This window comes from Roseimicrobium sp. ORNL1, assembly GCF_011044495.1.
Taxonomy (GTDB): domain Bacteria; phylum Verrucomicrobiota; class Verrucomicrobiia; order Verrucomicrobiales; family Verrucomicrobiaceae; genus Roseimicrobium.
Genome location: NZ_CP049143.1, coordinates 2,498,372 through 2,519,212 on the forward strand (window position 1 = coordinate 2,498,372; position 20,841 = coordinate 2,519,212).

14 protein-coding genes are annotated in these 20,841 nt (G+C 60.0%); 10 read left to right on the forward strand and 4 right to left on the reverse strand.

Annotated elements, in window-relative coordinates:
- Nucleotides 1-716: 716 nt before the first annotated feature.
- A complete protein-coding gene (dusB, locus tag G5S37_RS10105) occupies nt 717-1,766 on the reverse strand; it encodes a tRNA dihydrouridine synthase DusB (RefSeq protein ID WP_165203335.1) in 1,050 nt (349 codons plus the stop codon).
- Nucleotides 1,767-1,877: 111 nt separating this feature from the next.
- Between dusB and G5S37_RS10110 the strand changes: the two genes are divergently transcribed.
- From G5S37_RS10110 to vccD, 6 genes are all read left to right on the forward strand, one after another.
- Entirely contained in the window at nt 1,878-2,345 is a 468-nt protein-coding gene (locus G5S37_RS10110; RefSeq protein ID WP_165203337.1) for a histone, read from the forward strand.
- Between the two features lie 694 nt (nt 2,346-3,039).
- Nucleotides 3,040-3,882, forward strand: a complete 843-nt coding sequence (locus G5S37_RS10115; protein ID WP_165203339.1) for an AraC family transcriptional regulator — start codon at nt 3,040-3,042, stop codon at nt 3,880-3,882.
- Between the two features lie 412 nt (nt 3,883-4,294).
- Complete coding sequence (gene vccA, locus G5S37_RS10120; protein WP_165203341.1) at nt 4,295-8,254, forward strand: Verru_Chthon cassette protein A; 3,960 nt, start codon at nt 4,295-4,297, stop codon at nt 8,252-8,254.
- Entirely contained in the window at nt 8,251-8,757 is a 507-nt protein-coding gene (gene vccB, locus G5S37_RS10125; protein WP_165203343.1) for a Verru_Chthon cassette protein B, read from the forward strand. The genes vccA and vccB overlap by 4 nt, the downstream gene beginning before the upstream one ends.
- Nucleotides 8,758-8,774: 17 nt before the next feature.
- A complete protein-coding gene (vccC, locus tag G5S37_RS10130) occupies nt 8,775-9,968 on the forward strand; it encodes a Verru_Chthon cassette protein C (RefSeq protein ID WP_165203345.1) in 1,194 nt (397 codons plus the stop codon).
- A 71-nt stretch (nt 9,969-10,039) separates the two neighbouring features.
- Nucleotides 10,040-10,702, forward strand: coding sequence for a Verru_Chthon cassette protein D (vccD, locus tag G5S37_RS10135; RefSeq protein ID WP_165203347.1), 663 nt, complete (start codon nt 10,040-10,042; stop codon nt 10,700-10,702).
- 1,184 nt (nt 10,703-11,886) lie between these two features.
- Here the strand turns inward: vccD and G5S37_RS10140 are convergent.
- Both G5S37_RS10140 and G5S37_RS10145 read right to left on the reverse strand, forming a co-directional pair.
- Entirely contained in the window at nt 11,887-13,140 is a 1,254-nt protein-coding gene (locus G5S37_RS10140) for a hypothetical protein (RefSeq protein WP_165203349.1), read from the reverse strand.
- 93 nt (nt 13,141-13,233) lie between these two features.
- Nucleotides 13,234-13,740, reverse strand: a complete 507-nt coding sequence (locus G5S37_RS10145) for a hypothetical protein (RefSeq protein WP_165203351.1) — start codon at nt 13,738-13,740, stop codon at nt 13,234-13,236.
- A gap of 122 nt (nt 13,741-13,862) precedes the next feature.
- On the opposite strand from G5S37_RS10145, the gene G5S37_RS10150 reads away from it, so the two are divergent.
- Nucleotides 13,863-16,049, forward strand: a complete 2,187-nt coding sequence (locus G5S37_RS10150) for a hypothetical protein (protein WP_165199468.1) — start codon at nt 13,863-13,865, stop codon at nt 16,047-16,049.
- Here G5S37_RS10150 and G5S37_RS10155 read toward each other — a convergent pair.
- Nucleotides 15,980-16,204 carry a hypothetical protein gene (locus tag G5S37_RS10155; RefSeq protein WP_165203353.1) on the reverse strand — a complete coding sequence of 75 codons (225 nt, stop codon included), beginning with the start codon at nt 16,202-16,204 and terminating at the stop codon, nt 15,980-15,982. The two genes, G5S37_RS10150 and G5S37_RS10155, sit on opposite strands and share 70 nt — an antisense overlap.
- Nucleotides 16,205-16,681: 477 nt before the next feature.
- Between G5S37_RS10155 and G5S37_RS10160 the strand changes: the two genes are divergently transcribed.
- The 3 genes from G5S37_RS10160 (at nt 16,682) to G5S37_RS10170 (ending at nt 20,811) form a co-directional block, all read left to right on the forward strand.
- On the forward strand, nt 16,682-17,353 hold the full coding sequence (locus G5S37_RS10160; protein ID WP_165203355.1) for a transposase: 672 nt from the start codon (nt 16,682-16,684) through the stop codon (nt 17,351-17,353).
- Between the two features lie 171 nt (nt 17,354-17,524).
- Nucleotides 17,525-18,400, forward strand: coding sequence for a hypothetical protein (locus G5S37_RS10165; protein ID WP_165203357.1), 876 nt, complete (start codon nt 17,525-17,527; stop codon nt 18,398-18,400).
- 530 nt (nt 18,401-18,930) lie between these two features.
- A complete protein-coding gene (locus tag G5S37_RS10170) occupies nt 18,931-20,811 on the forward strand; it encodes an HAD-IIIC family phosphatase (protein WP_165203359.1) in 1,881 nt (626 codons plus the stop codon).
- Nucleotides 20,812-20,841: the final 30 nt, after the last annotated feature.

Genomic DNA, 20,841 nt, shown 5'->3' on the forward strand with positions numbered 1-20,841 from the left:
ACGGGAAGTTGTGTGTATAAGACTGATAATGTGCAGGGGAGTGCTGCGAAGGGGTGAAAAATGCATGAGGGTGAGCCCTGAAAAAACAGTAGGGGATGAGTGAAAAAATGGAGTGTGTGAGTAATGCCAGGATTGTGATGGGGTATGGTATATCATGAAGTATCCGTTTATGATTCTGGCGGGGCATGTCTCTGCTGCTTTGTTGTCGCAGAGTACGTGTGCGTCAGACAAGAACTGAAGGACGCTATCGGCACGTCTCGTGATGTGTCCGACGCGACTCCCCCAGGAGCTTTCGTGTACGGATGCCACCTTGCGCGAAGCGCCTTGGAGTGCGTGTGCGAAGCACCGCTTTGGTGGGAAGCTTCGAGGTGCGGAGCCTCACACAGGCACATTCACGCTGGGTTGTTTCGAATCACAAACACGCATCGATCCGCAGTCTTCGTTTGTAGTCATGGATAGATCCTGCGTCATCCACCTCGCGACGTTGCCTCCCAAGGCGGTGCTTCGCACACGCACTCCAAGGCGCTGCGCGCAAGGTGGCACGCTCCCACGTCGTATCCTCACCGCGAGGGTCGTTCAGATCACGAGACGTTTCTTTTTTTCGTCTCTAGGTTGTCCTGATGCACATACGCGCAGCGGGACGAGACTTTCCCAAAGGCTGGCTGCCTCCTGATTCGAGGACGAGCAGGAGAAGCAGGACGACGAACAGAGCAAGCTTACGCTGCCACGAGGACGTCGTCTTCTTCGGTGGCGCCGGCAGGGGCAGGGGAGTCTGCAGGATGCGTGTCGCGCGAGTTGGCGGCGAGATGTGCGGCGGCGATGTCTTCCAGTTCGGTGATGCTACTCACGTGGCAGAACTTGGCGCGCAGGTGCTTCCCACCAGGCAGACCGGCGGTGTAGGTCATCAGGCGGTTGCGCATGGAGCGCATGGCGCTGATTTCATCCTTGTGGCGATTGCTCACGAGCGCGAGGCGCGTGTGGCGCAGCATGAACTCAAATCGCTGCTCCATGGTGACAGGGTGCAGGTGCTCGCCTGTTTCCAGATAATGCTTCGCCTCGCGGAAGATCCAGGGATTTCCCATGGCGGCGCGGCCAATCATGACGCCACTGACCTTGGTCTGGCGGCGGTGCCTTTCTACATCATATCCGCTGGAGATGTCGCCATTGCCAATGACGGGAATCTTCACTGCTTCCGCGCACATCCCGATGACGTCCCAGTTAGCCAAACCAGTGTAACCCTGGGCACGGGTGCGACCGTGGATGGCGATGGCCTGGATGCCGGCATCTTCCAGACGGCGGCAGACATCAAGCGCGTTGATGTTCTCCGAATCCCAGCCGATGCGCATCTTCGCGGTCACGGGCACGGGGGAGGCTTTCACCAGCTCGGTGGCCACACTGGTGAGGAGCGGGCAGTCTTTCAGCAGCGATGAGCCGCCGTTCTTCGCGACGACCTTGTTCACCGGGCAGCCGAAATTGATATCGATGAAATCAGGGCGTTTCCAGTCGGCGATCTTGCGGGCGGCTTCGCCCATGCGCTTGCCGTCCGCGCCGAAGAGTTGCACGCCGAGCGGGCGCTGCGGTTCATCGAAGTCCACATACTTCCGCGTGCGCTCGTCCGCCTGCATGATGCCTTCAGCGGAAACGAACTCGGTGACCGTGACATCCGCACCGAGTTCTTTGCATAGACCACGGAAGACCGTATCCGTGACTCCCGCCATGGGGGCGAGGTACAGAGGGAAACGATCAGGCTGGAGCCACGGGAGCATCCGGCTACCATGCCTCAAATGGGGCAGATCGCAAGGTTGGGCTAATGATTAGCAAAACTTGAAGGAGATGTGTATTGCTTTGTGCAAGAGGGGCTGACAAACTGAGAGCCTATGAAACTTCACCATTTTGCCATCATCGCATTGCTAGCCGCCGGCATGACTGCGTGCGAACAACAAAAGCCCCAGGCTGAAAAGGCCGGGGAAACGCTGAAGAAAGAATCCGCCAAGGCTTCGGATGAAGCGAAGAAGGCTGTCGACAAGGCTGTGGAAGCCACGAAGGAAGCCGGGGCCGCCACCAAGGATGCAGCGGCGAAGAAGCTGGAAGAGGTCAAGGACGCGGCTGGCAAGGCCGTGGACGCCGCCAAGGTGGAAGCTGAGAAGGCCGCCGCCGAAGCGAAGAAAGCTGCCGCGGATCTGGCTGACGAAGCCAAGAAGAAGGCTGAAGAAGCCGCTGCCAAGTTGAAGGAATCCGTGAGCCCGACTCCGGCTCCTCCGGCTCCGGCTCCTGCCCCTGAAGCCGCCCCGGCTCCTACGCCAGCACCTCCGGCCCCTGCTCCCGCACCTGCCCCGCAGAACTAAGCAGAGCAGCGGAAGGGCAGATGACCTTTCCGGCAAGATTCCAAATACAGAAGAAGCGCTGGGCGGAAGTCCGGCGCTTTTTTGTTGGGGTGTGAACTACCAGGTCGCGAGCCAATGAACTGGTGGGGAGCCGCGGCGTCACCAAGGCCGTCGAAACGAATCCCCACTGGAGCCCTTGAGGCACCATTCGCTCAGAATGTTAGCGTCTCTCCACACAAAGGGGACGGTAGGGATGCGCTCCTGCGCGTCCGTAGATAGCGGGCGGAGGTGGAGCGAGATGCCACAGGTGAGGCCGTTTGGAGTCGCAGCTTCGCACCGCCTCCGCCCACTATTTTCGGACGCGCAGGAGCGCATCCCTACCGCCTCCTTAGTAGAAGGACGTTTGCCTTGGAGGGAGTGGTTCGCGGCATTGCTTCGACTGTGCATCGGCATCCCTGCCCCGGCGGCTGGATTGCAGATGGGTAGTCACGGAGGCCAAGTCATACCGGAGCGACGAACCGCATGCCATCAGGGAAAGGGTTCCGCCACGTCAGAGAAATGCTCATCCCTGTGACGCGCACGTTGTCTCAAAGCCGTGATTTCAGCACAGGCGTTTTGCGCGAAATCGATCGCAAATATTCCCGCGGATCGCTTACATCTTGCGAATAATCATCGAGTTTCGATAAGCTTATATAAGAAGGAGAAAGCCATGAGCATGATGATGTCGAACGCCGACAAGATGGCCACGCTGGAGCACCAGCCGGGCATTGAGGATCGTGCGGCAGCACGGCAGCATCAGCAGGATTTCTTTCGCCAGATGGGAACGGGACAGGAGCTGCGTGCCCTGATGGACCATCTCGATGGCGTGACCTTCTTCATGAAGGACCTGAGTGGAAGATTCGTCGCGTTGGGAGAGGGGCCGAGGCGCAGGTTTGATCATGGCACGGAGGAGCAGAATCTGGGACGCACGGATCACGACTTGTATCCGCCGCACATTGCAGACCGCATTCGTGAGGATGATCGCATGGTCATCGAGTCGGATTCTCCCATGCTCAATATCGTGGAGCTCCTCGTGAATCCCGGGAACAAGGCGGTGGAGTGGTATGTGACCAACAAGTTTCCCGTGCACGACAGCGAAGGCAGGGTCATCGGCGTGATGGGTACCGTGCAGCTCTATGAGGGCGGCAGGAGGAAACTCCTGGAAGGCACGCGGCTGGATGATGTGGTGGAATACATCAAGAACAATCCCGCAGGCAACTACACAGTGGAGGACCTGGCGCGCAAGGCGGCCATGTCCGAGCGGCAACTGGAGCGCCGCTTCCGCGAGATACTCGGCATGACGCCGAAGGAGTTCATCACGCAGAACCGCATGAAGCTCGCGTGTGAGTCGCTCGCGCACTCGGCGAAGCCGATTGTGGATGTGGCGCTTGAGTGCGGCTTCAGCGAGCAGAGTGCATTTGCCACGCAATTCCGTCGTGCCATCGGCACTTCACCACTCAAATACCGCCAGCGTTATCTGATGGAAGCGCAGGGACGGAAGATGGATGGAGAAAACTAATGTGTCGGAAAGTTTAAAAAAAGCGTCGGGTGGGATCAAGACCCTAAAGGGCACTTTCCGGTAGGCTTTGGTCAGATTTGGCGCAGTCCATATCGAAAACCCCCACCCCCCAACTTCAGTGAAGCCAAACAAAAACTCCACTTTTCCCTGCATGTGGGCGTGCCGCTCAGGCACGCGTGGCACGAGTGACTAGGTGCACGTCATCGTTATCACGGAGCGAAAAATATCCTCCGTGCACGATGCCACCATCGATACGCTACCCACACAGCCACCAGCAAAAGGGCCGGCGTATATTTTAAGGAGAATTGAGTCCCGGGGACAGTTCATCTGTCTATATCCAGAAATACCAAGTACCATCATTGTATATCCAACGGCTGACCAGCCGGCTTCCTGACATCCCCCAAATCCCCCCATGAGAACCCTCCCCCCAAGTCAAAGGGGTTCTGCACTCGTCATTGTTCTGGGAATGTTGTCGCTGCTCGTCGCGCTGATCATCGCGTTCCTCGCGATGGTTCGTACGGAGAGAACAGGCGCAGGTATATTCGCAGAAAGTGTCGAGGTAAGGAACCTGTCCAGCATGCCCGTGAGTCTTGTCATCTCGCAGATGCGCAAGGCAACGGAAAATAACGCACCGCGCGACGGATCCAAGTTCTTCAAGACTTGGGCTTCGCAGCCGGGCATGATCCGGCAATACGGTGTGGAGCCTGATGACAGCGGTGTGCGCAGCAAGCCGGTGGCGCTGTACAAGCTCTATTCGGATGATCGCATGGTGGTGTCCAGGGCGGGCGCTACGGCTTCCTCCAATGGTCTTGGTGCCGCAGAAGTGACGGCTGCCATGCAGGAGGACACAGGTGATCTCAGCAGCTGGGACAAGAAGCCGGGGATGTTTGTGGACTTGAATGAACCCGTGGCTGTGCCGGGCGCCACGCCCACCATGAAGTTTCCCATCGTGGATCCGCGCGCTGCGATCGGTGGCACCAGCTACCGTGCTGTGGATGGCTTTGAGTTTGTATCTGGTCCTGGAGTGAAATATCCCAAGGCGGCCTCAGTCGCCGGCACGCTGATGCCGGGGAGTCGCGATGATCTTGCCGCACGCCTGCCGATGCCGGTGCGCTGGATGTATGTGCTGAAGGATGGATCGATGGCCACGCCCAGCACTGCGGACTCTACCAAGGCGAACTTCACGGCGGCCGATGGCGCGGCCGTGCCGACCGCGGAGAATCCCATCGTGGGCCGCATTGCTTTCTGGACGGATGACGACACGGCGAAGATCAATATCAATACGGCAGCTGAGGGATCGCATTGGGATGTACCCGTCGCCACCAGCCAGACGGAAAAGGACTATGCGTCGAAGATGCCGGCACAGGGTGAGTACAGCAGGTATCCGGGCCATCCGGCGACCACCAGTCTGAGCACGGTGTTCCAGGCATTCAGCATGGACTACTTTGTGGACCCCACGCTGAAGCCGGACGCGATGGTATTCGAGCGTCTGCATAAGCTCTCTCCGCGCACGCCGTGGGGAGGCAGCAAGGCGGGCACGCAAACCCCCGGCACGGGCAAAGAAGGACTGGCACCCAAGAACGAGCGTCTCTATGCGAGCGTGGATGAGATGTTCTTTGATCCGAACCGCGACCTGACAAACTCCGCGCTCACCGGAAATGCACTCGACCTGGGCCGCTTCTTCCTCACGGCGCACAGCCGTGCACCGGAGATGAACCTCTTCGGCAAGCCGCGCATCAGCCTCTGGCCCCAATCGGGAGACGTGAAGGATCGCAATCCCAAGGACAAGCTGCTGGCCTTCCTGAGTGAGACCACGGGTGCCGGTGACCGGCAGTGGTACTGGATGCGCGAGAAGAACTGGAAGGAAGGAGACCCCGGCTCCTCACAGAGCCTGCAGGCAGACTATCCCGGCACGAAGCGGAATAACGCCATGTTCGAATCTTATTTCAGATACCTCGCTGGTGAAGGCGGCTATTTTGTGCCGGGCTTCGGCAACAAGACGCTGGCCACGAAGTATGGCGGTTCAAAGCGCGACCAGATTGGCGCGGAGGCCTTTGACCTGCTGCGCTGGGGTGTGAACAGCTACAGTTCCATTTCCAATGATGGCTGGCCCACCTACACGTACCTGCCGGACCGCATCAATGGAAACAAGGGCCAGTCCTCCGCGGTGCCTCTGTTGTTTAAGAATAACAGTATGATCTTCGGGCGTGGCTTTGGCCGCTGGCCGACGGTGACAGAGGCGGTGATCGTATTCGCCCGTGTGAAGGAGGGGGCGAAGGAGATGGTACAGGCCTACATCCTCCTGGAGACTTTTGTGCCTTCGAGCGGACCGCCGAGCATGACTCCGAATATCGTCTACCGCATCACCGGCATGAACAACTTCAAGGTTGGCTTCGGAACGGAGACACCCAAGCCGATGGGCTTTTCAGGTCAGATGGATAACGTGTGCTCCACCACGGAGGGGGCCTTTGGCATGCTGGCCTGCGGCAATACGCCCTTCACCGGCCTGGGCAACCAACTCGCGAATGGCGACAAAGCAAAGGTGCCCGCGCCTGGCGTCGGTGGCGATATCGCGGTGTATCCATTTGTCACACCTCCTATGGAAATCCCAGCCGGAGCCACCGAGTTCCAGTTCAAGGGTGGCGACTTCACCATTCAGACGCTGCCGGGCTGGAAGCTGCCTGCCACCGAAGTGATACAGACCATCCGCATGAGCCTGCCGGATGTGAAGCTCAAGGTGCCGCGCATGAACGCCACCTACCAGACGGTGGCTTCGCGCTTCCTCAAGGACGCCACGCGCTATGAGGCCAAGCTCATTGTGGACGGTGACACGGTGCGCTCCGTGGAGGCGGATGTGAATGCCGCCCCGAAAGGCGACCTGCGCCTGTATGCGCTGATGTCGGAAGTGCCGAAGGAATGGTTCACCGTGCACCCGGAGTATGCGACCACCTCGGTGGAGAGAAGGCAGTTCCTCCGCACGGACTTCACGGCGAGCAATGGACAGTTTGGCCCGTATAGTGGTGCGCTGCCCACCCTGCAGAACTGGGGCGAGCAGAGCGGACGCCAGTCGAATCACAATACTGCGGGCACTCTGGTGAAGGGATTCATCTATGCGCGCGGTTGTCCTCCGGCAGTACCGCGCGGGCTGGATGGCGCCTTCTTGAATGTGGCCTCCGGCTCCGGCACTGACTTGCGTCCCGGTGACTGGGATAATGGCGTGGGCATCATCGCGGATGGTCCCTATGTGCGGAAGCCTGATGAAGGAAACTCCAGCACGAATGGAGACACGTACCTGAGCCGCCACTTCTTTGACAAGGAAACGGGCGCGACGTATTCGCCGAACCGCCAGATTGCCTCGGCGGTGCAGTTTGGTTCGCTGCCCACGGGCCTGGATATCAAGAGCGTGACCACTGCGGGCTCGGTGAGGCCGTGGCAGACGCTGCTCTTCTGTCCGAACCCGCCCTCGCGCAGCTCCAAGGCGCTGGAGGAACCCGATGCGAAGGATCACCCGGGCTTCGGCGCGCCGCGTGATCACCTGCTGCTGGATCTCTTCTGGATGCCCATCACGGAGCCTTATGCCATCAGCGAGCCGCTCTCCACGGCAGGCAAGATCAACCTGAATACGCAGATTGTGCCCTTCACGAATATCGAGCGCTCCACCGGTGTGCGGGCGGTGCTGAAGTCTGCGCGTGTGACCGCCATCACTCCGGACTCTGCCGGTGGCCCTGGCACGGCAGTGGATACCTCGAGCGGTGGCTCCGGCCGCCCGTATGTGAAGACGGGTGCGGACGTCTACAAGCAGAGCGATGCCGGTACCACGCACAAGAATGAGCTGCGCTATGCCGTGAATGCGGATGCGACCATGTCCGGCATACGTGAGCGCTTCAACAAATGGGACATCTATCGCAGTGCGAGCGAGATTTGTGAAATCTTCCTCGTGCCGAAGCGCCTGCAGGGCAAGAGCTACGGCACTGCGAAGGAGCCCCCCACGGAGTACAAGGACATGATGGAGTGGTGGAATGGCAGTCTCACCGACCTCACCCGTGTGGATGCCATGGAACTGACCGGGGATAACTCGCGCGAGATGCCGTACAACCATATCTATCCGCGGCTGACCACGCAGTCGAATACCTACACGGTGCATTACCGTGTACAGACACTGAAGAAGGCGCGCTCCAATGCGCCGGATACGTGGGAGGAAGGGAAGGATACCGTGCTTTCCGAGTTCCGCGGATCCACCACCCTGGAGCGCTATCTCGACCCCAACGACAAGGAGATGGGGCCAGCCCAGATCGGCAGCGGCACCTTCAACATCTCGTGGGATACGTTTTACCGCATCCGCATCATCCAGAGAAACCAGTTCGTGCCATGAATACCCCCCAAACATCTCTCATGCACCGCCGCCATCTTGTGCGCCGTGGGTTCACCCTGGTGGAGACGGTGCTGGCGCTGGCCATTGTGGCTGGAGCAGTGCTCTCCATCGTCGCCATGCTCCCCATTGGCCTGGAGGATCTTCGCAAGAGCTACTCCAAGCAGGCAGAGGCACGCATCATCCAGACCTTCATCGCCGACTATGAGATGAAGAGCTGGGGCAAGTCCGGTGCGGAGATGACGCTGGCGGACAAGACGCTGTACTTCGACTCGCGCGGCACGGTGCTGCCGAAGGCGGGTGTGTTTGACCATGCCTTCACTGCGAAGGCGGTCATGCAAAAGGATTGGCCGAAGCTCCCTGGCGATCCCACGCCGTCCCGTCATGTGCGGCGTCTCGATGTGAAGATTACTGACAGGGTGAATGATTCCAAGGCCTTCAATGACCCGAAACTCTACATCCAGCGCACTGCCTGGGTGGCAAACTTTGACCAGACGAAGCTGTGAATACTTATCCGTCAGTCATGCGTTATCGCGCCTCCCGCAGCAGCACCAGGACGACTCGTGCGGCGGTGGTAGCGGCACCAGCGGGCTTCACCATGGTGGAGATGCTGCTTTCGGTGACCATTCTTTCCGTCTTGATTCTCATGCTCACCATGACGGTGAGTAATGTGCAGACGGTGGTCACCCGCTCGCAGTCCCAGGCGGAGGAGTTCAAGGAATCGCGCCAGGCATTCGAGCTCATGTCCCGGCGTCTTTCGCAGGCCACGCTGAATGGCTACTGGGGCTATGTGTACCAGGACCCGAACGCGAAGGACCGTGTGCCCCTCTACTATGACCGGCAGAGTGACCTGCACTATGTCAGCGAGAAAGTCTCCACCCTGCTGCCGAAGGCGGGCGGGAACGGACATGCCGTCTTCTTCCAGGCATTGCTGGGAGACACGGACCCCACCAGCAAGCATGGTGACAAGATTGCCGACCTGCATGACCTGTTGAATTGCTGGGGCTTCTACGTGAGCTACGGCAGTGACCTGGACCGCCGGCCGCAAGTGCTGAAGGACGCGCACGGGCTGGCGCTCAATCCGGAGAGGAAGCGTTTCCGCTTGATGGAATTCCGCCTGCCGCCGGATGAGTCCATCCTGTTCTCCAAAGATTTCGACATCAATAGCAAGAAGACCACCACGGAGCTCTACAAGTGGTTCCGCGGACCTTTCAAGGACTCCAGCAAGACCACGGAGTCCTACTCGGTGCCTCTCGCGGAGAACGTGCTGGGCGTGGTGATCACCCCTTATGTCTACGTGACCACCGCGGACTCGAAGGGCGCGAGCACCACGGACATGCGCAAGAAGCAGAGCTATGAATATGACACGCGCCTCTTCCAGTGGCGCAGCGGCACGGGGCAGGACATCATCTCCAGTCGCAACCAGCTTCCGGCGATGCTGGAGCTGACGGTCATCGCCACCGATGAGCGCTCCTATGAGAAGCTGGAGCAGGTGCATGGTGTCGAGGGTGCCGCCAACAAGGTGCGCGGTGTCTTTGATGGTCTCTTGAAACTCTCCACCGACTTCGCGCCGGACCCGAACAACGTGCAGGCCAAGCAGTACGACGTGGACAAGATCGAGGAGCGACTGCGGGCGCTGAAGCTGAACTACAAAATCTTCACCACCACGGTGAGCCTGCGTGCCTCCAAGTGGATCACGGAACGGGAGAAGACCTGAGCCGATATGACCTGACCTGAGATCATGATCATAAGTTCCCAGCAACCCAACTGATAACCCGAACGCCTCCGATGAAAACACCCCCCACACTTTCTCCATCCTGCGTGACGATGCGCCGTCTCAAGCGAAGCAGCACGAGAGCCTTCACCCTGATTGAACTCATGGTGGTGATGTCCATCATGCTGCTCCTCATGACCTTGAGCGTGGGGGTCGCGCATTCGTGGAAGGCGCAGAAGCTCACCACGGAGGCACGGCTGCTCTCGGGGCAACTGTCGGAAGTGGCACTGCTGGCGCAGAAGGATAACTTTCCCGTGCAGGTGAGGTTTTACCTGTTGCCGAATGAATTCGGCGATACCTCCTCCGAAGCCATGCGCGCGGTGCAGCTGGCGCGGCTCACGGGATTTGATCCCAACACGCGGCAACCCATTTACAAGTTCCTCAGCGAGGTGCGCTTCTTTGAGGATGACATCATCCTGCTGAACTTGAAGAACTATACTTCGCTCTGTGAAAAGGAACCGACCCCGGCCGGAGAGTCCGACCCGGAAATCAAGGGCGAGAAGCGCTCCTACCGTTCCTTCCACTTCCTGCCAAATGGCTCCACCGACCTGCCCCGCACGCCGGATGCCGTCTTCACCCTGGTGAAGGAGAATGAGATGAAAAGCGGGAACCAACCTCCGCCGAACTACCGCTCCGTGATGCTGCAACCGGTGACCGGAAAAGCGACGATGTATTGAGGGAAGCGGAGTGATGGTGTGATGGCGGAACAAATGTGCCGTGATGTGTAGTCAAGGCCAGATAAGAATAGGACAAGATAAGACGCGATAGGACCAAGACCAAGCTAAGCAAGAACTGAACTAACTGAATCAAACTGAATTGTAGTTCCAATACCAAACTAACTGAACCCAGCAACCCGGGAGGTTGAACTGAGTTAAGTAGAGTAGAGTCAAATCAAGTCGAGTTGGTGCATGGAGTCGAGTCCGTGTGCCGTGAGGGCGGTCCTGTTTGCAAAAGCGGGACCGCTCTTTTTTGTGATGCTGTGGTTTCATCGCAAAGCAGCCAAGCAGCAAAAGAGTTCCAAGGAGGTTAGGCGTCTCGCCTGACAGTGGATGTTAGGCGTCCCGCCTGACCAGCAACAGCGACTGCTTCCTTGGCTGTAGCTGCGAATCACGTAACAAGGCCGCTTCCGGTTAACCGCAAAGACGCAGAGGGGCAAAGGACGCAGAGGATGGGGAGGGGTTGGTTGGTCGGTGGTGTGTGTGTAAAGGGGCGTGGCACACCTCGATGCAGAGGGGGGCAGAGACGCGCAGGGATCGTGGTGGGTGGATTTGGGCTGCATGGGTTTTTGTCGCAAGGCAGCGAAGCAGCTATGAAATTCAAATGGAGGTTGGGGGCTCTGGCACGACTCAGCGAGCAATGCTGGCGCCCACTTCGTTTGATGAGTAGTTCTTGCAGGAATGCGGGAGGTCGTCCAGTGCCCGGGTATCAAGAGGTTCTTTTTGTTTTTTTGCCATCTGCTGTCGGGTCAGAAGACCCAACGCCCACTGCCAGGCCGGAAGGCCTAACCTCCGTTGGGATCTCTGCTGCTTTGGCTGCTTCGTTGCCTGGCTGCTTTGCGACAACATTCATGCAGGTGATATCGCCCACAGCTGCGCGTCTCTGCCGCCTTTGCGTCGAGAGGTGCCACGGTGATTGGTGTGGCGTGACCGTCGCGCCGAACCCTCTTGCTCCTCTGAGTCCTTTGCCTCTCTGCCCCTTTGCGATTAACCGGAAGTGGCCTTGGGGTGGGAGTGGCGTGTAGAGGGTGAGAGCGTGCGCGGTTGTTGGTCAGGCCGGAGGCCTAACATCCACTGTCAGGCGAGACGCCTAACCTCCGAGCTTCTTTGCTGCTTCGTTGCTTTGCGTTTCAACTCGCGTCACCTCATGCGGTGCGTGCGGCGGAGGCGGTGTCTTCTTCGGTCCTGGTCTTACCGCTGCCTTTGCCGATGACACTTCCTACCACGGCGCCGAGCACGGCGCAGGCGAGGCTGGTGAGGATGGCGGGGGTGACGAAGGTAATCGTCTTGCGCCACTGCTCGGGGTCGAAGCTGTTCCACGTGTCCATGTTGTTGATGAGCTTCAGCAGGTAATTGCCGAGGCCGTGGAGCGCGCTCACGGCGCCGCCTTGGGTGAAGTCGGTGCGCACGTGCTGCGGCTGCACCCAGAAGCTCAGGGCGATGCCGGCCACGCCACCGGCGACGGCGAGGTGGCGAGCGCGGAGCTTGGGCAGCCAGTTCACCACACAGGCGATGAGGAAGGGGATGTTCACCAGGAAGATGAAGGCCAGCAGCTCATTGTTCAGGAATGCAACGCCCCCCATGAGACGATCAATGGAGCGGTGCATGGCAATGAGAGACACGCCGATGAGGAAGCCGAGCCAGCGATTTCCAATGGCGAAGATGCAGAAGAACTCGAGGAAGAGACCGCTGCCGAAGAAGAGCGTGGCGAGCGTGGGATGGTCCAGCATCCAGATGGCCTCGGGGGGATTCCCCGCGAAGATGGGGTCGAGCTCATTCAGGTAGCTCTGGCGCTGCGTCTTCAGCATGTCCATGGCCACGTACTTGGAGTTGGAGAGCCACATGCCATTGCTCTTGTCCAGCTTCGTGAAGACGGAGATGAAGTACATGCCGCACAGGATCACCTGCGACTGCAGGAGCATCCACGCGCTCAGGCGCGGCGTGGGCGGCGTGACGACCAGCTTGTGCCGGATGCTGTACCAGATCACGCAGAAGGCCTGCACGATAAGCGTGCACGTGACGATCTGATTGCCGTGGTGATTGAAGCCCTGCGAGGCATACAAGGTGAAGGGCAGCAGGTGCATGACGGCCAGCGCGGGCGTGACCACCACGAGCGCATAGCCGGCCACATAGACGGCGAGCAGTGCGATGAAGATGCCCTTGTACAGAGCCCACGTGTCCGGATTGGCCAGCCACGTGAGGAAGGGACCCTCACCGAACCAATGCAGGATGGTCAGCAATCCCTTCGGATGCGGCTCGGCGGTGTAGGTGACCTGCGCGCGGAAGGTGAAGATGAGGAAGGCGGCAAAGAACAGCCGCAGCAGGAACCCCTCCACAGGGGAGACCTTGGGGAGCTGGTAGAAGCCGGAGAAGAGGCCGGAGAAGAGCTTGCGCCACATGGGGAGGAGCGAAGTGAAAAGTAAAAAGTGATAAGGGAAAAGGGGAGGCAGGGAGCAAGAGCAGGAGCAGGAGCAGGACCCTGAGGGGAGGAGCTACTCCTGGCCGATGAGGGTGGGGGTCTCGATGACCTTGCCGTTCTCGTAGCTGATGTAGTTCTTCACCAGACGCAGCTTCGCGGGGAGGGCGGCGGTCTGGCCTTTTTGCTTCGCCTCGTCGCGGAGGTAGGCGAACATCTCGGTGGCGATGGTCTGCTGGTGCTCGGGCTTCAGGTCCACGGCCTTCAGGTCGAGCTGCTTCGCGAGCTTTTCAGACTTGGTGCGGTAAATCTTCCCAATCTTCGGGCAGGTCACGCCGGTGAGAGTTTGGATTGCCAGGGGCTTGCCCTCGCCGTCCGTAATCATATAATACGGGCGTTCCGGGCTTGGATTGGAGTACATGGGATAGTTGGAGATGGGGTAGTTCTCCTCCAACTGAAGTGAAACCAGCGTGTAGACGGCCAGGGCAGTGAGTGGACTGATTTTGATGAACTTCCAAATGCGCGGCCAAAGATTCGTCCCGTACGTAGTCGGGGTAGGGGAGGGTACAGATTCTGCGCTCATCGGGGTCACAAAAGCTGGGTTTGGTACCAGCTTAAAAAGAGTACCACAAGGCACAGATTGCGGAAGCAGCAGCGTATTTTGATTGTACTGATCATTTCACTTTGTTAAAATATTTACAATTCATGCAGGTATTCTTCATGAAGGGCATCGCCAAACTCCTGACTCTCAAGGTGTCGCAAGTGCGGCACGGGGTCTTCTTCGCGAGTTTTGCGATGGTGGCTGGCGGTATCCGCAGCGTGTCTGCCCAGGATCCGGCCCCCCCTGCGCCCAATGTTGGACCTGCTCCAGCGGTGATTCTGGCGGCCTCGCCCTCGGCGGCGACTGCCCCGGCTCCGGCTGTCGAGGTGGCTTCGACGCCGGTCCCCGCCGCTGCCCCAGCTTCCGCGCCTGCGGTTGCGGCGGCACCTTCTCCTTCATCGGCTCCAGCCCCTGCGTCCGCGCCAGCAGCCGCGCCCACTCCGGCCCCTGCTGCTCCCGCACCCGCCACTCCCGCGAAGGATGAGGAGTTCGTGCTGGAGTCCGCCACCCTCGTCATGGGACCCAAGGCAGAGCCGCGTCGTGTGCGCCAGCCGGTGCATGAGTATTTCACCGTCTTCGACCCGCAGGCGGGTGGGCGGCAGAGCATTGAGCAGAAGGTGAACCCCTTCGTGGCCTACACGAACCTGGGCACGGACTTCGGCTTCATTGGCACGGGGCAGGAAGGCATCGGCTGGGAGAAGGGGATGGTGAGCATCGCCATGCCGCCGGACAAGTGGGGCGGCATGTGGCACAGCCTCGCCGGCCTGGGCAGTGATGAGGACTACGTGCTGGACTTCCTGGCGTGCTACCCGCCGTACGTCGCGGCGAAGTTCCAGCCGAAGGTGGTGGGCCTGGAGATTCGCGCGAAGGGCAAGGGCACCTTCAAGCTGGAAATCAAATCCGCGGACCAGAAGATGCTGTGGGAAAAGGTCTTCAACGTGGACTCGCCGGACATGCGCACCTTTGTGGAGCCGCTGGATGCGCGGGCGATTGGCCATGCGAAATTTTTGAACTGGGTGGCCGAGGGTGGAGCCGACTTGCTGCTGGACTCCGTGGCGCTGCAGCTGGAAGCGCCGGCGATTCCGTTCGATGAATATGTGTTCCTCGCGAGCTATGCGAAGCTGGCACGCTGCTTCAGCATGCGCACGGCGTATGTGAGGGACCGCGCGCACATTCGCGATGGCTACTTCGACAACGTGCCGACATGCGGCCTCTTTGCCCTGGGCACGGCGCTCGCGGCGAAGCGCGGCATCGTGGCCGACCAGTTCGCCATCGATCTCGCAGAACGCATCGATGACAATATCTCGCACCTGGATAATGCCCGCGGTCTGCTGCCGCACTTTGTGAAGCGGGGTCAGGACGGGCGCTACCACATCCTGCCGGGCACGGAGTACAGCACGGTGGACACGGCGATCTACTACCACGCCATGCTGCTCGCGGCGGAGATTCTGGAGCACCAGGAACTGAAGGAACGTGTCATCGCTGCCGTGCGCGCCATCGGGGTGGATGACATCATGCTCGACTCCGAGGGCTACATCCGCCACGGCCTGCGTGAGGACAAGGTGACGCCGCTGCGCGCGGTGTGGCGCGACTGGGGTGGTGAGACCGCGCTGGTGCTGGCCATGGGAGCCATGACCTCGAAGCCGCCGCCCTTCCGAATGGCCTCCACGGGTCGTGTGTATGATGGCACCGGCTTCATCGCCGAGGTACAGAGCCTGTTTTATCCGGACTTCAATGATCCCACGCCGGATGCGATTACGAAGCAGAACTGGCCCGCCTCACGCAAGACGCTGCTGGAGCGGCAGAAGGAATATTTCCCCAAGCACTGGCCGGAGAGCGAGGCGGCGCAGCGTGGCTTCTACGGGCTCTCCGCCGGTGAGGCGCGCCACGGCATGGGCTACCTGGTCGCCGGTGTGGACCTGCCGGGCATGACGATTATTCATCCACACTACGTGCTGATGTCCGGCTGCACCGGGGACAAGCCCGCGGATGTGTATGATGTGCTGCGCCGCATGGAGGAGTCCCACCTCTTCCCGCCGTGGGGCATGGTGGAGCATTTCACGAAGGATGTGGATGAGTACCTGCCGATGCTCGGCGCGCTGAATGCGAGCTTTGAGTGTATCAGCGCCTATCATCTCATGATGTCCAGCCGCGGCACGAAGAACGAGCTCTATGAGGCCAGCATGCGCAATGAGCTGCTGCGCCGCGGGGCGAGCATCTTCTACCCCTCGTCCTCAGCCGTCACGTCCTTCGCGGATAGCAACCTCGGCAGCCCCTCCGGCGCGCGGTAGAGGCACGTGCCATCCTGCGAAGCCAGTGCGTCCTCCTGCTCCGGGATGCCGTGGGCCCGCTTCTCCTCAGTCGTGGCCGCGCGCAGCGGCTGCTTCGTCGTAGGGCAGCGCAACAGGGCGAGAACTTCGGGTGGCGTGGGGGTGGATGTGGGCATGGCAGTGGGGAGGTGGAGCAGGGAAAGGTTTAACGCAAAGCAGCCAAGCAGCAACGGAGTTCATTCAGTCGGAGGTTAGGCGTCTCGCCTGACAGCGGTCGTTAGGCGTCTCGCCTGACCAGCAACATTTCTCCACCCGCGAAAGACGTTGCAACACCCCAAGGCCGCTTCCGGTTAACCGCAAAGGGGCAGAGGGGCAAAGGACGCAGAGGATCGAGAGGGTTTGGTGTTGGGATGGTGTGGGTGCAAGGGCGTGGTGCACCTCGATGCAGAGGAGGCAGAGACGCGCAGGTCGCGTGGTGGGTGGGATTTGCCTGCACGGTTTTTTTATCGCAAAGCAGCCAAGCAGCAGGGAGCTCAACGGAGGTTAGGCCTTCCGGCCTGACAGTGGGCGTTGGGTCTTCCGACCCGACAGCAGATGGCGAAAAATTACGAGTCAGGAGATTGACACCTCATGCCATCTTGATTGCATGCCTCATGGATTTCATCTCCGGCCCTCCCGGATTCAAGCCTCTTGATCCTACGCGGGCAATCAAACGCACGCGAAGACACCTCCCCCATTGGACCCAGGACGGTGCGACGTACTTTGTCACCTTTCACCTCGGCGATTCACTCCCTCAGGAGAAGCTCCAAGAATTGCGAACGCTATACAAGCAGTTCGCCGCACAAAAGTTCACCAGCGATGCTGAACAGGAGGAACATAGACGTGAGATCATGCGCCGTGTCGAGTCATGGCTGGACGCAGGCTCCGGCAGTTGCTGGCTCGCACGCACGGACGTTGCGGCCATGATGAGCAATGCGTTGCTTCACTTTCACGGCAAGCGTTATGAGCTGGGCTCACACTGCGTGATGCCCAATCACGCCCACGTCGTCTTCAGACCATTGGAGGGTCACTCACTGGATGACGTGCTTCACTCATGGAAAGGCTATTCCGCGGATCAAATTAACCAGATGATGTCACGGAAGGGTCCTGTGTGGGTGCAGGAAAGTTTTGACACGATCGTCCGCGACGCACGTCACCTCGCACGAGTCGTGCAGTATATTGGAAGGAACCCCGCGAAGGCTGGAATCCTTCAAGAAAATTGGCATCGGTGGGCGAATCCCGAATGGGAACGGATTGGTTGGGGGTTCAGGGATGATCCGTGCTGAAAAGGATCGTTTAAGACGCTGGCTGTCGGGTCGGAAGACCCAACGCCCACTGTCAGGCCGGAAGGCCTAACCTCCATGGGCTGCAGCGGACGCTCGACCCTCACGCCGGAGTATTATGATGCGACTGCGACAGCTTCCTGTATCCTCTTCTCAACTGCTGCATCCCCAAGCATGATAACTTCCCGCATTCTCCTCATCGCTTCATGCGTGCTTCTCGCTCTGGCTTCCGGTCACTTGATCGCCCAGGTGCCGACTCCACAGCCCGATGAATCAGAAAAGGCGCTCATGTCTGCCTTGCAGGGACTCGCCAAGCTGTCTCCTGAGGAGAAGGCGGGCAAGTTGACCAAGTTCGTGCAGGAATATGACGTGCTGGTGAAAGACAGGCCTGTGGAGATTGCCACCGTGCCCGGGAAATTGAGTCCGCCCAAAGTCCTCATCGGTGGCTCTTGGAATCCGGCCTCCGACAACGACGGCACTCTGGGCAGGATGTTTCCCAGAGATCCTGAGCAGCGTAAGATGGGTGAACGCCTGATCATGCTGGAGTGCCTTTTCAACCTCTTTGCACCCGAGGAGGCGCTCAGGAAGATGGTGCCCCGTCTCAACTCCACCAAGCCGACCCTCAAGGACGCGATGCACCTCCACGCGGCGTGTCATTATCGCCAGCCTGGCACCCCCTTTAGAAAGCAAATCCCCAAGGAACTCTGGCTTCAGTTCTACAACAGCCCCAATCCCTGCTACAAAATCCTGGCGCTGGAGAAGTATGACTCCACCACGCAGTCACCTGAGGAGTTGCTCAAGCTGTATCGTGAATGCCTTTTCCAGACGTTTGGCTATCTTCAAGTGAGGGCGTTTGAGGGCATCCTGAGGAGCAAGGATTTTCGACCGGAAGTGCAGGCGCTGCTTCAGGAATTTTTGAAGTCATCGCCTGTCGAGGATGATGGTACCCTGCCGACCTATCCTTTCGCGATCCGCAATCCCATCGAAGGTGCGGAGCGCGTCCTTCAGGCTATCAAGAAGGGCGGCGAAGGTGCTCCTGAGGCAAAGTAGTCCGTGTCGTCGCTCCGATGGTGGTGCCGAGGAGGGGAGGGTGAGTCGAGCCTGCAAATTCCGTCGGGTCGGAAGACCCAACGCCCACTGTCAGGCCGGAAGGCCTAACCTCCGTGGAGCTCTCTGCTGCTTTTGCTGCTTTGCGATAAAATCCATGCAGGTGAAATTCCACGCACGGCGATCCCTGCGCGTCTCTGCCACCTCCGCATCGAGGCGTTGCCACGCTCACAAGCGTGGCTCATCCCTGCACCCAAACCCTCTCCCTCCTCTGCGTCCTTTGCTTCTCTGCCCCTTTGCGGTTAAGCGGAAGCGTACCTTCTGCGCGAAGAGCGAGTGGAGTGTACAACCGCCGTCAGGCGGGACGCCTAACGCACACTGTCAGGCGGGGACGCCTAACCTCCTATTGAGTTTCTCTGCTGCTTTGGCTGCTTTGCGATAAAAAATCCATGCAGGTGAACCGGGCATGACGATCCAGTTTTGCATCTGCCCGCCTCTTCGATAGAATGGCACGGATGGAGACATCGACTTCCATGGACACCGTGGCCCAATACCGTGCGCTGAAGAAAGAGGGACGCCTGCAGGTGGCGCTGCAGCTGGCGCGGAGGGAAACCTCGGCGCTGGAGCCGAATGCGGTCTCGCAACTGGGGAAGATGCTGCAGAAGGACCTGTGCAGCGGCAGGCAGGAGTCTGCGGAGATAGCGACCGGCGCGGCCGCGATGGAGCCGCTGCGCATCTTCGTCGCGGGGCAGTGCACCACCACGTACCTGCTGCCCATGCTCGTGGCGTGGGCGTGGGCGGACGGCATGCATGTACAGGTCTCGGATGCGGAGTATGACCAGGTGGTGCAGTCGCTCATGGCGCTGAAGGAAGAGCATGCGCCGGATGTGGTGGTGATACTCCCGTGGAATCAACGCCTGCTCGCGCATGACGCGCGCGGTGCGGCGCAACGCATCGAGGACGAGGTGGCCTTTCTCCAGCAGTGCTGGGCACAGGTGGCGCGGCTGAAATGCAAGATGGTGCAGGTGTCGTATGACTGGATGGGTGTGGGCGCGTTGGGATATGGCCTGACCTCCCGGCATGAGCACGAGGGGGATATCTCACTCATCCAGCGCGTGAATGCCTCCCTGCGCGCGGCGCTTCCCGCGGGTGCGTATCTGGTGGACTTGAAGCACATCAGTTCGTGGCATGGGAAGTCGCGCTTCTATGATGAACGAAACTACCACTGGCTGAAGCAGCCCTTCTCTCCGGAGGGACTCTCTGCCATGGCGCGACACATTGCGGCAGGCATCCGCGTGCTCACCACGGGGCGCAAGAAGGTGCTGGTGCTCGACCTCGATAACACCCTGTGGGGTGGCGTGGTGGGCGAAGTGGGGCCACACGGCGTGGCGACAGCCGCCGGGTCCACCGAAGGAGAGGCGTTCCTTGCGTTTCAAAAGCATGTGAAGCGGCTGCGGAATTCCGGCGTGCTGCTCGCGGTGTGCTCGAAGAACAATGACGCGGATGCACGTGAGCCCTTCGAGAAAAATCCACACCTCGCACTGCGACTGGAGGACTTCGCCGCCTTCCACGCCTCCTGGGATACGAAGCCCAAGCGCCTGCGTGAGATCGCGCTGGAGCTGAACCTGGGGCTCGATAGCTTTGTCTTCTTCGATGACAACCCGGTGGAGCGCGCGCATGTGCGTGCGGAGCTGCCGGAGGTGTTGGTGCCGGAGGTGCCGGCGGATCCTTCGATGTATGTGCGGGTGCTGCAGGAGACGCTCGCGTTTGAGGCGGTGGGCATCACCAGTGCGGATGCGGCACGCACGGCGCAGTATGCGGCGGAGAGCTCGCGGAAGCAGGCACTGGGCGTGGCGGCCTCACCGGAGGAGTATCTCAGCTCGCTGGAGATGGGCGCGGAGATCTTGCCCATCAGCGCGGAGACGATTGATCGCGTGGTGGATCTCATCACGAAGACGAACCAGTTCAACCTCACCACGCGCCGGCACTCCCGCGTGAAGGTGGAGGAGATGGCGGCCACGCCGGGCGCGGTGTGTTTCGCCGTGCAGCTCGCGGACAAGTTCGGCGACTACGGCATCATCTCCGTGGTACTCGCGGTGCCGGATGGTGATGGCGCTGAGGCGGGTGAGGCGCTGCGCCTCGATACCTGGCTCATGAGCTGCCGCGCCATGGGCCGCACGGTGGAGCATCTGGTGATGAATCACCTCGCCGAGCGCGCGACTGCCGCTGGGTACCTGCGCCTGCTGGGCGAGTACCTGCCCACGCCGAAGAACACGCCCGTGAAGGCGCTGCTGCCGGGCTTCGGCTTCGACTCATCTGCGGCTGGTCGTGGAGAAAGCTGGCACTCTTTGAGCTTGACTAGTGCCCCGGTCCAGAGCACGCAAGTGCGTCTCCTGACCACGGAGAACGCCTGACGCAAAACCATTGCTCATGACGCCAGCCAT

Excerpts from the sequence above, each read along its gene's own strand:
- G5S37_RS10115 (WP_165203339.1), top strand. The coding sequence starts at position 3,040 with ATGATGATGTCGAACGCCGACAAGATGGCCACGCTGGAGCACCAGCCG.
- G5S37_RS10145 (WP_165203351.1), bottom strand. The coding sequence starts at position 13,740 with ATGAGCGCAGAATCTGTACCCTCCCCTACCCCGACTACGTACGGGACG.
- vccA (WP_165203341.1), top strand. The coding sequence starts at position 4,295 with ATGAGAACCCTCCCCCCAAGTCAAAGGGGTTCTGCACTCGTCATTGTT.
- vccC (WP_165203345.1), top strand. The coding sequence starts at position 8,775 with ATGCGTTATCGCGCCTCCCGCAGCAGCACCAGGACGACTCGTGCGGCG.
- G5S37_RS10170 (WP_165203359.1), top strand. The coding sequence starts at position 18,931 with ATGGACACCGTGGCCCAATACCGTGCGCTGAAGAAAGAGGGACGCCTG.
- G5S37_RS10155 (WP_165203353.1), bottom strand. The coding sequence starts at position 16,204 with ATGCCCACATCCACCCCCACGCCACCCGAAGTTCTCGCCCTGTTGCGC.
- G5S37_RS10165 (WP_165203357.1), top strand. The coding sequence starts at position 17,525 with ATGATAACTTCCCGCATTCTCCTCATCGCTTCATGCGTGCTTCTCGCT.
- G5S37_RS10160 (WP_165203355.1), top strand. The coding sequence starts at position 16,682 with ATGGATTTCATCTCCGGCCCTCCCGGATTCAAGCCTCTTGATCCTACG.
- dusB (WP_165203335.1), bottom strand. The coding sequence starts at position 1,766 with ATGCTCCCGTGGCTCCAGCCTGATCGTTTCCCTCTGTACCTCGCCCCC.
- G5S37_RS10140 (WP_165203349.1), bottom strand. The coding sequence starts at position 13,140 with ATGTGGCGCAAGCTCTTCTCCGGCCTCTTCTCCGGCTTCTACCAGCTC.
- vccB (WP_165203343.1), top strand. The coding sequence starts at position 8,251 with ATGAATACCCCCCAAACATCTCTCATGCACCGCCGCCATCTTGTGCGC.
- G5S37_RS10150 (WP_165199468.1), top strand. The coding sequence starts at position 13,863 with ATGCAGGTATTCTTCATGAAGGGCATCGCCAAACTCCTGACTCTCAAG.
- G5S37_RS10110 (WP_165203337.1), top strand. The coding sequence starts at position 1,878 with ATGAAACTTCACCATTTTGCCATCATCGCATTGCTAGCCGCCGGCATG.
- vccD (WP_165203347.1), top strand. The coding sequence starts at position 10,040 with ATGAAAACACCCCCCACACTTTCTCCATCCTGCGTGACGATGCGCCGT.